Raw genomic sequence first — 12269 nt, 5'->3', positions numbered from 1 at the left:
AGCCATACCTATAAAAAGGAGGAGTTCTTGATCCAGGCAACCCTACATCAGTTACGAGTCTTTGAAACTGTGGCTCGTCACGGTAGTTTTACCAAAGCGGCCGAAGAGTTATATATTACTCAGCCCACAGTTTCTAGCCAAGTCAAGCAACTCGCTCAAGCTGTTGGTTTACCGTTATTTGAGCAAATTGGTAAGCAACTTTATCTCACACAAGCAGGCCGGGAGTTATCTGCAACCTGTCACGACATTTTTAAACAACTAGATAACTTTGAGATGAAAGTGGCAGACTTGAAAGGCATGAAGCAAGGACAACTTCGCCTGGCAGTGGTGACAACGGCTAAATATTTTGTTCCTCGACTCCTGGGTTCGTTTTGTCAAAAGTATCCCGGTATTGACATTTCACTTCAGGTGAACAACCACCAAGAAATAACTCGACGAATACAGGATAATCAAGATGATCTTTATATATTGAGTCAACCTCCAGAAGATCTCGATCTTTGTACAGAACCTTTTTTGGATAATCCTTTAGTTGTTGTCGCCCGACACGATCATCCCCTCGCCAAACAGAAAAATGTCTCGATCAAACAACTTCGGGGTGAAGCATTCATCATGCGAGAACCGGGTTCTGGAACTCGACAAGCGGTTCAACAGTTGCTTGAAAAACACAAGGTTAAGGTTAAGGTTCGCCTAGAACTTGGTAGTAATGAAGCCATTAAACACGCGATCGCAGGCGGCTTAGGAATTTCTGTCCTCTCTAAACACACGCTAGTTTTGGAGAGTCTATCCAAAGAATTAACGATTTTAGATATCCAACATTTTCCCATTCAGCGGCGCTGGTATGTTGTTTATCTCGGTGGTAAACATCTCTCTGTGGTTGCTCAGACGTTCCTCGAATATCTGATCGAAGAAACTCAACCCATCACTAAGTTAGCCCTGCGAGCTTAATTGAGTTGGGTATGACACAAACTCTCACTCACAACTATTTTACGACTTACGGTTCACGATTCACTGTCTAAAATTCCCAATTTCTTTAAAGCTGCTTCTGCGGCTTTTTTTTGAGCATCTTGCTTACGACGTCCTTGTCCTAAACCATACACTTGATCTCTGACGCGCACTTCTGCGATAAACTCTTTGGCATGATCGGGGCCAGATTGATCAATAATAAAATACTTGGGATTTTCTCCAAATTCGGCTAACGCCCATTGCTGAAATCGATTTTTTGAATCAATTAAATGTTCAGAATTTTTTTCTTCAGTGTGCATTCCCAGAATTTCATCAGCAACTTTGGTGAATAGAGGAATAATAAATTCTCGAACTTTCTCTATTCCTGCATCTAAATAATAAGCTCCAATATAGGCTTCAAAGGTATCACTAAGCAAAGCCGGGTTTTGATATCCTCCATCTTTGATCGCACCTTTACCCAGTCGCATAATTTCACCAATTCCGAGTTGCTCCGCAAATTTTCCCAGTTGTTGTTCATCAACTAATGCGGCTCGTAAACGAGTCATTTTGGCTTCACTGAGTTCTTCTGGATAATAAGTATAAAGTAACTCCCCCACCACAAACCCTAAGACTGCATCTCCCAAGAATTCTAAGCGCTCGTTATTTTTTCCGTCTCCAGGATGTTCGTTGACATAGGAACGATGGGTTAAAGCACGCAACCTCAGTTTTTCATCTTTAATTTCTGGTAGTTTATCCATTTTCAATATCTTTGTTATCCAGCAAAACCTAACATCATCAATAAAATTTTCTGTTTCCTCACTTTGGTTAGTTTATCATTAAACAATGATGATCTACAACCCAGTGAGGATTTTTTTATCAATACGTTGATAGAATTAATCTTCCTTTATTTCATTAATCAGAAATATCTCTTGATTAACCTTGCGTATAATTCCTTTCTCTCTCACCCGATCAATAAATTTAGTAAACTTTGAAAATTTACTACCATCTGGTTTTCGGATTGATGAAACATTTTTATAGTTGGGAAATTTGGAATTATTACACATTAATTTAGCAATCAAACCGATGGTTGTTGATTTGCCGCTTTTGATCGCAGTTTGAATGGATTATATTAAACAGTTTACAGCATCTTCATAACAAATGTAAGCTTCTGTTTGCAGAGTTTCATAATCCAAATTTTTCACTAAATCAGGAAGTTGATCTATGTAGTAAAATTCATCAACCTGTTTCTTTAAAGAGTGACAATCACTTCCCCGGCGTGCAAGTACAATTAGTTTTCTGTTTTCTGACTTCAAGTTTTGTTGTATAATTTGACTATAACAATCTCCTGTCACTAAGATGATAACCTCTGGGTAAGAATTGGTTCTTGTTGGCTTAAAACAGTCTATTGCGATTTGAAAGTCAACTGCATTTTTAATTTTATCTGGATTGTCTACTTGAATACACTCAAAGCCTTTAAATTCAAGATGGCTTTTATGGTTTTCATTCCAGTTACAACTGTAAGCTTTTGAAGTCACAACTTTTCCTTGCTGACGAGCAAATTTTAACAAATCTGAGGCGATATAAAATTGAGATACATTTTCAAAATCCAAAAAAATTGCTATTGCTAATGACTTTTGTGAGTTTTTAGACTCATTGTTTTTGACTTTCATTAGTTTACTCCTAGTCGAGTTATTTTTTGTTAACTCACCTAGCACTAACGAAGTATTCTGTTATGAAATTCTCGAAAATTAATGGCTTCTTTCCAAAAAATAGAAGTCATCATCAAGGTTGCTTCAAAGGAATGCTATCTAAATTTAGATCTAGCATTTCCATTTGAAACTGATAAATTCAAAGCCAGAACACTTTACATCAATATGTCAGCTAATGTCTCACGACCCGCAATATGTATCCGTAAGTATGTGTATGTACATGGGTAGTAACGCTAAGTCAGACCTTAAAAACTAGGTTTTGCAGAAGATTAAAGCTTTTAATTAACTTGCAATCTAAGTTTTTGGCTGACCTGACGTAACAACCAATTGACACACCTATACCAGCAATACAGAAATTTTCCGGACGGTGAGACAGCAGCCCACAATAGTGCTAACTGATGAGCAGTATTATACACTCAATGATCGCGATCGCGCAACCCCTAATTTTTTTGACAACTCTCACAACTGGGGTAAGCTGAATTGTAGGTGCTTGAACGTTGACCAAACCACTGATAACGGTGATCGCGGACTTGCTCATAAACCCGATCACCTGTCCATTTCAACCCCGGTAATGCTCGATACGCACTCACAAATAGATTGCCTGCGGGTAATAAATTCCCAATTTCTTCGGCGGCATCACTGCCTTGCCAACGACGCTGAGGATGGTTATCATCAATTAAAATCATCCCCTGTTTACAGTCAGTTGATGTAATCCCAAAGCGGTTGAGTTCAGCTTCATTTTGCATGGGGATATATTGAAACTGTTGACCTTGATCGAAGTTCTCTAAAAACTGCACTAAGGTTACACACAAATTGCAGTTGCCATCGTAAATCACATGATAAGTCATAGGGGGAGAGTCAAAAAGAAACTAACACTATAATTGTTACAGATTTTTCTATTTTTTTGGGCTTCAGTCTGAGTGAAAAAACCAGTCAAACTTTTGAAAATCAGTTTGTTGTTAAGCTGGCATGATTTCTAACTTTTTTGATAGAGTCTAGCAACTCTAGGGGTAAATGAAGTTGGTTGAGACTGATATCAGAATTTGGGCTATGAAAGTCACTTCCTCCGGTTTTCAGTAAATCATATTCATCACACAAAGATTCTAAGTGCTTAATTTGTTTTGAGGTATGACTAGGATGATAAACTTCAAGACCCAATACCCCGGCTGAAACTAGATCTTTTAACACTGTTTCAACTTCACCGCCTCGAAATAAATAAGGATGCGCCCAAACCGGAATTGCTTCACAATTGAGTAAGAGTTGAATCCCTTCTGCGGTGGAAAATTTTTCATATTGAACAAAGGCAGGTTGATCATCTCCTAGCCATTTTTCAAAGGCTTCTTTGGAAGATTTAACATAACCGGCTTTGACCAAAGCTGTAGCAATATGAGGACGAGAAGGTGCAATTCCTTCACCCATTGAGGGAAGTTCAACTGGATAACCGAATTCAGCGAGTTTATTAATAATTAATTGGGCGCGTCTTTTGCGTCCTTCTAACCGTTCTTTAAGGGGAGAATAGAGTTTATTTTTATTGGGGTAAAATCCCAAAATATGTAAAGAACGCTCGTTGTAAACCGTAGAGAGTTCAACCCCAGGAACAATTTCCAGATCAAAGTCAGCAGCAGCAGCAAAGGCTTCTTCCCAACCTGAAAGAGTATCGTGATCGGTGATGGCGAGGGCTTTGACTCCGGCTTGCATGGCTAAAGCGACCAGTTCGCTGGGGGTAAGTGTACCATCGGAGTAAGTGGTATGACAATGAAGTTCTAGCATTTTTGAGGCTGTTGTAGGAGAGAAGATTTGTAAGGTTTCAGGAATTGACTAGAAAGCAAATCAAATTCTAGTGATTGACTTGACCCATCGATGGGTATGCTTTATGATAGCTTGAGTAAAGATATACTTGTACTTCCGCAAATTAACGGAGATCAGTAAGCTGACAACTACCATCTGGGTCTTTAAACGTAAAGTTGTCAGAACAGAATGTTAACTTTTTAACAAACTTTAGATCAAACTTTGAACATTTCAATCTTATACTAGATGTTCAGGTTAAAAACGACGCATCTGTCTACCGACAAAACACTTAATCGTTGTATAATAGAGATCAAACAGGTTTCAGTAAATTCCTGGTTTGTAGAGATTGTACTCACCCTAGGAACTTATGGAGCCACCGGTTGATCGAGTTCGTCTTTCCTCTGAAGCGAAAGAACAGCTAATTAAGCTGAAGCGAACAACGAAGATCGAGCAGTGGAATATTCTTTGTCGTTGGGCTTTTTGTCTATCACTTGTAGAGTCTACTGTACCTTCTTCAGTTTCATTACCTGCTGATCAGGGGATCGAAATGACTTGGCGGGTCTTTGGCGGTGAACTGTCTGATGTCTTTATAACTGCCTTGAAGTATAGGTGTTGTCAAGACGGCTTAGGCACAGATAGACAAACTCTCGCAGAACAACTTCGTCTTCATCTGCATCGTGGAATTGGCTATTTAGCCGAGGAACGTCAGGTAAATGAAATCGAGGAGTTGATCGAGACAGCCTTATGATCGACTCGCTAAAGGTTCATTTCTCAGTTATTAGAGATAATCCACAGTAGATTTGTGGACTACAGGGAAAGATCAGCACCAATTCAGTCAAAATACTCAATACACTAAGGTTTTCGGTGACGACTATGTCAGTGAAGCAACGCAGAAAATACCACAACATCATGGAAGACTTGGTGGCTGAGGAAGTCAGAAGTCAAATGGCTCTTTTGTCTCCTCGGTTAACGCAGTACATTCAGCGATCTGAAGTTGAAACCTACGCGCTTAACCGTCTGCCAACTCTCTATGCCTCTAGCCGCGAAGGGTGGCTGCATCAACAAAAATGCGCCCGAGACCAATATCAAGTTAAGATCAAAACGGCAGTTCGTCAAGCGTTAGCCGCCGTGCAGCGTGATCCCCTACGAAGTACAACTCCTCTCTTTCAAGAAAAAGAGGACGTTATGGGTGAAAGTGCCATTCGCAGTGATACAGCAGAAGTGGAAACCCCAAAGGAATTACCCTCTCATCCGTATTACTGGCAGCAAAAACGTTCTTCTCGCTCGGGTCAACGATCGGCTAGATAAATTAAATTTACCGATTCGGCGTGATGGAGCTAGAGTAAAGATTGGCTCTGGGAGAGAAGTGGAAAAAAATGTCCAACCGGACCTTGACCCTGACCGATACTCAGGGAAAATTGTAAAGCTTGGGTGACGTAAGTCTTTGCACCTTGGATAGCGGTCAATAGATCTTGTCCTTTGGCAAGGTTAGCGGTGATCGCGGCTGAAAGCGTACAACCTGTCCCATGAGTATGGGAAGTGTTGATGATTTCAGTTTGTAGAGTCTGAAGCTGTTTGCCATCAAACCACACATCTGTTCCTCGCAAAGACGCTTCTAAACTTCCTCCCTTCACCAAAACCGCTTTGACTCCCAGTTGATCATAAATCTGTTGAACAGCAGTATACATCTGATCAAGGGTTTGTATTTTCAACCCCGTGAGAATTTCAGCTTCGTAGCGATTGGGTGTAATCACCGTTGCATGGGGAAATAGAGTTTCTCGCAAAGCCGTAATTGCCTGATCATCAATCAATTGCGCTCCAGTCCGGGAGACCATCACCGGATCAACCACTAACGGCTGTAGATGCCATTGTTCAACCTGCGCGACAACCTGTTGAATAATCTCGGAGTTGAGCAACATTCCCGTCTTCGTCGCTTGTACCCCAATATCTTCAGCAACCGCCGTAATTTGGTCAGCGACGGCTTGGGGCGAGAGGGCATCGACTCGATTAACCCCCAAAGTATTTTGAGCAGTAACACAAGTTAAAGCACTGGTGCCATGAACGCAATGAAAGGCAAAGGTTCGCAAATCGGCTTGAATGCCTGCACCTCCACCACTATCTGATCCGGCAATGGTGAGAGCGACTGGAATCATGGATTGTAACCTACCCACACTGGCTATGCCTTTCAACGTGGGCTTTCGGTAGCCCTAGAACTACTGCACAAGACAAGAATTCCGAACCTCTAGGTGCGGTTACACTTGCACCCCATAATTTAATCATTTTTGACCCCTTAAAATCTGCATCGCAACTCTTGCCACAATTACCACATTTAAAGGTTTTATTGTTTCGATAAGATTGACCTTTGACTGGATGAATATACAGGCACTTATGACAGGTTTGACTGGTATAAGCAGGTGGAATTGCAATGACATTTACACCCTCTTTAATGCCTTGATATTCAAGGCAGGTTCTTAACTGATAAAAACTCCAGGAATTAGAACGTCTACCCTCTGTTTTTTTCCTGGGCTGATTATTTGTTCTATCCCTTATTCCGGTCAAGTCTTCGATAGCAACAATTGAATTTGTGCTAACTGCTTCTGTGATGATTGAACTCGAAATCTGATGATTTAACCAGGTTTGGTATCTTCTCTCACGTCCCGATAGCCGTTTCAAGATTTCTCGGCATCTACGCCGAGTTGACCTTGTGCGTCCGGCATAAACGCCTGGGGAAACCCTAGGCGACGCGGACTTACCTTGAGACGCTTTCTTTTGAAGGGAAGCTCTAGTCCTGGTATATTTGTCTCTAGTATTGTTGATATCTTTCCCCGACCAAGATTGACCTGTTGAAGTTACTGCTATATCCCGTCTTCCAAAGTCAACACCAATAACATTTTGAGTTTTTCTCGGTTTTGGTGCTTCAAATTTTAGTTGAATATGGAGATAAAAGTTACCATCTTTATGCTTACAAACTTGAGCCGAAGTCGGATTTTGGTTTTTGAGTTTTCCGATATGGTAATTACTTACTCGCATCGGAACTTTAACTCGTTTACCTGTTGTGCTGAGGCTGACTAGATAGCCGTCTTCAATAATCCGAAATGTTCTGGCATCACAGTCAAAACTGGTTGGTTTAAATCCTGTTACCTTGCGTCTTTTTTGTTTTGCAGTTAATCGATTTGCACCAACTCTCGCACAAGCTCTAACTACATGATTAGCTGTTAACCCAAATTGAGATTTAACCTCGCTATAGCAGACGGCTTGTATTGAGTTTCGGTTGGTCAGGTTTGAGTTCACGTTGTCGTTAATCCAATTACAGGCTGACGCAAACGCGACCACAGTATCGTCCAGCAATTTCTGCTGTTCTGCGGTCGGTTCAATTCGCACAGCTAAGGTCATAAGTTGTTTCACGACATCAAAAACTCACCGTATGATATAGTAACATAATGATAAACCCTATGCGTTCGCTCCTCGCCTGTGCGAAGCACATAGTTTTCCTCCACACACTGACACTTCGCTTTCAGTGTAGGCTTCCAACTCGCCGAAAAAGGTGAATTTGCCCTATACGCGAATACTGACTCGACTAACGTCGAGGACGCCGTTGTCTGAGGAAGTCCGGAATATCAAGTCCTGGCTGTTGGGATTGTTGTTCAGCAGGATCTTTTGACGGTTGTTGACCCAGAGGTGAAGGCGGCGGTGCATTCCGGGGTTGGGGCGTGGTTTCTCGAGTGCTAGGAATGCTTTGTTGTTTTTCACCCGAAAATCCAGTCGCAATCACCGTAATTTTAATTTCTCCCTGTAGCCGTTCATCAATCACCGCCCCAAAGATAATATTGGCATTGGGATCAACCACTTCATAAATCGCCTCGGCTGCCGCATTCACCTCATGAAGCGTTAAGTCAGTTCCGCCTGTAATATTAAAGACAACCCCTTTCGCCCCATCAATAGAAGATTCCAGTAACGGAGACGAAATCGCTCCCATTGCCGCTTCTCTCGCCCTTGATTTACCCGAACCTAAACCAATTCCAAGCAAAGCTGAACCCGCATCTGCCATCACCGCCCGAACATCGGCAAAGTCAACATTCACTAAGCCGGGAATAGTAATAATATCAGATATCCCTTGTACACCCTGACGCAAGACATCATCGGCATAGCGAAAAGCTTCCTGAACCGGCGTTTGTTCGTTAATCACCGATAACAGCTTATTATTAGGAATAATAATCAGCGTATCAACCCGACTTTGTAAAGCAGCGACCCCTTCATCGGCTTGAGAAATGCGTCGTCGCCCTTCAAAAGTAAAAGGTCGTGTCACCACACCAATTGTTAATGCACCCACTTCTTTGGCGACTTCAGCCACAACCGGAGCGCCCCCTGTTCCAGTTCCCCCGCCTAATCCGGCTGTAATAAACACTAAATCGGCCCCTTCTAAAGAATGGGCAATTTCATCACGAGATTCTTCTGCGGCTTTTTGTCCAATCGCCGGATTACCCCCCGCTCCTAGTCCTCGGGTTAACTTTTGTCCGACTTGTAAACGTTTCAGTGCTTTTGACTGAGCCAAGGCTTGGGCATCTGTATTGACCGCCCAAAACTCTACACCCGATACCTCACTCTCAATCATGCGATTGACCGCATTTCCCCCACTGCCGCCCACACCAATGACTTTGATCTTCGCTGCGTTGCTTGGTATGATATCGGTACTCCAAGACTCTTCGTGAGGCATAGAATTACTTTCGTTATTGGGGTTTACCATACGCTCGTTTTTGCGGAATGGATTTGCTGATTCCGCCGCTAACCAGAGATTGGCTTTCTGATCAGCTTGGTTATTATTATTATTCCTTTGGGTAGACCCCAGGTTACTCTTAGAATCCATTTTAATCGATAGGGGTAGTGAATAACGTTTCAATAAAGGACGCAACTCAAACTCAACTATAAAGTAAGTTGCGATCTAAACCAAGAGGAATTCAAGATGCAATCAGTTTACGCAACGGACTTGAACCAGAGGGCGACAAGCACAATCAATCGAGGGGTTTAGGTATCTTGATCGCGATAGTCGGCACAATAGCAAAGTTTTAGGGTTCTGGCAACATCTGAATGACTGGGTGATCTGGATTCTGTAAATCAATATAGTCCACTAGGGCTAAATCGACTCGTTCCGGTAAATTTCTCATCTGATCCAAAACACGAAGCTGTTGAGCAAACAAAGGACTATAAGCACCGAGATGTACAACTCCTATTTCGGTGGTGATCATTAAATTGGCTGGATCTTGCCAGTTAATTTCATCAACCACCACTGGAGAGCGACTCAAGGTTTCATACATTTGTTTCCAATGCGGACGGTACTGCTCTGGGTTGCCAATCACCTTCAAGCGGGGCAACTGTCGCGATCGCTCTAACTTAGCATAGCTTTCTAACGGAATCCAACCCCCATTCGCATCAAGCCAACCCACTTGCGAGGCTTCAGAACGTCGAGTTAAAGTCGGACTTGGTTGAGCGATCGCCACTGGACGTCGTTCTTGGACTTTAATCGTTAACTGAGGGGGAAACAACTGTCGGCTGACGCTGGCTTTGGCAATTTGGCCTTGAGATTCTAAGGTCTTTGCTAACGCTTGAGGTTGAATTTCCCAAAGGGATTGAGGATAGGATAAGGGAAGTAAAGCGCGAATTCGTCGATCAGAGAGTAATTGATTGCCTTCAATGCTGACTTGTTCAGGCTGATTAATAAACCAAATCGGCTGGTTAACAGCCCAAAAAACACCTCCAGTTAAACCACTAACGGCTAGAGCTTGCCAAAGAATTTGTACTAAACGTAGACGACGCTGACGACGCAATTGCTGACGCCGATTTCCGAGATCCCGAGAAGAAACAGATACAATATTCGTCATAAGTCTTTCTTGTCGCGACGATTGGGTTTGTTCACATTTATATAATGAGCGGAGAAAAGATTGGGGATCAATCATTTAGAGATTGATTCGCTCAACATTCAGATTTGGACTCAAACTACTGACCACTGACGAGGGTATATCAATTAATACCACCAGTGGGGTTAACCCTTCAGTAATATCACCTAGTCGGTTCGACTCTCCTGTTCTGTTTGAGTCCACACCCCACCGAGCCAAGTGTCAATCTATACTTTTGAGTAAAGAATTGTCACACAAGAGAGTCTGCTGTGGTGAGCTTAGATTTAATTCAATTTTACAAAGCCTGCAATCCGAGTAAAACCATTGATATGGCAAATCCTGAGGATCGGCAGTATTATATCGATTTTTCCTCAGTTCGGGGTAGCGATTTGGTTCGAGAACTCTGCCGCACCATTACGTTACTCTCTGGGGATGAACCGACTTGCCAACTGTTTTCAGGACACATCGGTTGTGGCAAATCGACTGAGCTATTTCGACTTAAAGATACCTTAGAACACCAAGGATACCATGTCGTTTATTTTGAGTCTTCCCAAGATTTAGACATGGCTGATGTCGATATTAGTGATATTTTACTGGCAATCGCTCATCAAGTCAGCGAAAATCTCGAAGGCGCTCAAATTCGGATCAAAGCTGGATACTTTGGCAACCTGTTCTCTGAAATTTCAGACTTTTTGCAAACTCCCTTAGAACTCTCTGGAGAAGCGGAACTATCAGTTGGATTTGCTAAATTAAGCGCTCGCACCAAAGATTCCCCAAAATTACGCTCTCAACTCAGACAATATCTCGAACCGCGAGTCAGTAGTATTCTTGATGCAATTAATAAAGAACTCCTCGAACGGGCTAACACGGCATTAAAAGCAAAAGGAAAAAAAGGCTTAGTTGTGATTATCGATAACCTTGATCGGGTGGATAACTCTCCTAAACCTTGGGGGCGAACTCAACCGGAATATCTGTTTGTTGATCGGGGCGAACAACTCAAACGACTCAATTGCCATGTGGTTTATACCATTCCTCTCACTTTAATGTTCTCTAACGATTATGGAAGATTGTCCAGTCGATTTGGAGTCAAACCCAAAGTTCTGCCGATGATTCCAGTTAAAACTCGTCAAGGTGAAGATTATTCTAAAGGAATGGCAATGTTGCGAGAAATGGTTTTAGCGAGGGCTTTTCCAAAAATTCCATCTGAACAACGTTTTGAGTTAATCCCAGAATTATTTGACACTCGAGAAACGCTAGATCGCTTATGTCGAATTAGTGGGGGTCATATGCGACGGTTGTTGATGTTGATGTATAGCTGTTTACAACAAGCTGATCCGCCTTTTACTCGCGATTGTCTCGACAATGTGATTCGTGAATATCGTGATGATCTCTTAGGTGCAATTACTGAAGATGAGTGGAAATTGCTGGTACAAGTCGTCAATCATCAACACGTTCGGGGAGAAGAAGAATGTCAAACTTTACTTCGGAGTATGTTTGTTTTTGAATATCGTGATGGTGATGGTCGTTGGTTTGGGATCAATCCCGCTTTAGAGGAAACTCGACAATTTAAAAAGGGTACTTTAGAGCTAAATCAGTCTTTAATGGGATAGTCTCTCTATGGGTTTTGTTTGAGTTGGTTGTTGTGTAAGCAGGTAAGCAGGTTAGTCTAAATTGTCTTAAATCCTGAATTCAAGTCTAAGCTTGACAAAGTACAAAACATACCAATTAAATTTGATTAATACTTTCTTTAACATTAGATAGAGCTTTCAGTTTATTGATGTTGAGGATAAATGTGTTCAATTGATTGGATCAAAAAGCAGAAGATGTAACCAATCTTGTGTATAAGAACAGGAGTCATCCGAAGAAGCTTAAGATCTTATTTTTTCGGTCTAATTTCTGCTGAGATCAAATAAACTGAACTCAGGGTCAACTTTTACAA

General features: G+C 42.0%; 12 protein-coding genes. 4 read left to right on the top strand and 8 right to left on the bottom strand.

The features are described 5' to 3' along the window. The first annotated feature begins 27 nt into the window (after positions 1-27). A complete protein-coding gene (locus M595_RS09120) occupies positions 28-945 on the top strand; it encodes a LysR family transcriptional regulator (RefSeq protein ID WP_023065864.1) in 918 nt (305 codons plus the stop codon). A gap of 53 nt (positions 946-998) precedes the next feature. On the opposite strand, the gene rnc is transcribed toward M595_RS09120, so the two are convergent. The 4 genes from rnc to M595_RS09100 all read right to left on the bottom strand — a co-directional run bounded on the left by rnc (position 999) and on the right by M595_RS09100 (position 4421). Continuing rightward, positions 999-1700 (bottom strand): ribonuclease III, encoded by a 702-nt coding sequence (gene rnc / locus M595_RS09115; protein WP_023065933.1) that lies wholly within the window; start codon positions 1698-1700, stop codon positions 999-1001. Positions 1701-2066: 366 nt separating this feature from the next. Continuing rightward, complete coding sequence (locus M595_RS09110) at positions 2067-2612, bottom strand: NYN domain-containing protein (protein ID WP_023065874.1); 546 nt, start codon at positions 2610-2612, stop codon at positions 2067-2069. 479 nt (positions 2613-3091) lie between these two features. Further along, positions 3092-3499: a thiol-disulfide oxidoreductase DCC family protein gene (locus M595_RS09105; RefSeq protein ID WP_023065908.1), complete on the bottom strand. Its 408-nt coding sequence runs from the start codon at positions 3497-3499 to the stop codon at positions 3092-3094. A gap of 100 nt (positions 3500-3599) precedes the next feature. Continuing rightward, on the bottom strand, positions 3600-4421 hold the full coding sequence (locus M595_RS09100) for a PHP domain-containing protein (protein ID WP_023065899.1): 822 nt from the start codon (positions 4419-4421) through the stop codon (positions 3600-3602). Positions 4422-4806: 385 nt separating this feature from the next. Between M595_RS09100 and dndE the strand changes: the two genes are divergently transcribed. Together dndE and M595_RS09090 are read left to right on the top strand one after the other, a co-directional pair. Further along, entirely contained in the window at positions 4807-5187 is a 381-nt protein-coding gene (gene dndE, locus M595_RS09095; RefSeq protein ID WP_023065835.1) for a DNA sulfur modification protein DndE, read from the top strand. A 125-nt stretch (positions 5188-5312) separates the two neighbouring features. Continuing rightward, positions 5313-5747, top strand: coding sequence for a late competence development ComFB family protein (locus M595_RS09090; protein WP_238987048.1), 435 nt, complete (start codon positions 5313-5315; stop codon positions 5745-5747). Between the two features lie 29 nt (positions 5748-5776). Here M595_RS09090 and thiD read toward each other — a convergent pair whose 3' ends face one another. From thiD to M595_RS09070, 4 genes are all read right to left on the bottom strand, one after another. Further along, the gene (gene thiD, locus M595_RS09085; protein WP_023065926.1) at positions 5777-6592 is read right to left on the bottom strand and encodes a bifunctional hydroxymethylpyrimidine kinase/phosphomethylpyrimidine kinase; all 816 of its coding nucleotides are present in this window, start codon (positions 6590-6592) and stop codon (positions 5777-5779) included. Between the two features lie 10 nt (positions 6593-6602). After that, positions 6603-7832 carry an RNA-guided endonuclease InsQ/TnpB family protein gene (locus tag M595_RS09080; protein ID WP_023065917.1) on the bottom strand — a complete coding sequence of 410 codons (1230 nt, stop codon included), beginning with the start codon at positions 7830-7832 and terminating at the stop codon, positions 6603-6605. Between the two features lie 184 nt (positions 7833-8016). Further along, complete coding sequence (gene ftsZ / locus M595_RS09075; protein ID WP_023065873.1) at positions 8017-9303, bottom strand: cell division protein FtsZ; 1287 nt, start codon at positions 9301-9303, stop codon at positions 8017-8019. Between the two features lie 199 nt (positions 9304-9502). Further along, on the bottom strand, positions 9503-10315 hold the full coding sequence (locus M595_RS09070; RefSeq protein ID WP_040483846.1) for a cell division protein FtsQ/DivIB: 813 nt from the start codon (positions 10313-10315) through the stop codon (positions 9503-9505). A 284-nt stretch (positions 10316-10599) separates the two neighbouring features. Here M595_RS09070 and M595_RS09065 point away from each other — a divergent pair, with 284 nt between their 5' ends. Beyond that, the gene (locus tag M595_RS09065; RefSeq protein ID WP_203419045.1) at positions 10600-11940 is read left to right on the top strand and encodes a P-loop NTPase fold protein; all 1341 of its coding nucleotides are present in this window, start codon (positions 10600-10602) and stop codon (positions 11938-11940) included. Positions 11941-12269: the final 329 nt, after the last annotated feature.

It is taken from the genome of Lyngbya aestuarii BL J (assembly GCF_000478195.2).
GTDB lineage: Bacteria > Cyanobacteriota > Cyanobacteriia > Cyanobacteriales > Microcoleaceae > Capilliphycus > Capilliphycus aestuarii.
This window is presented reverse-complemented; position numbering and strand designations above follow the sequence as displayed.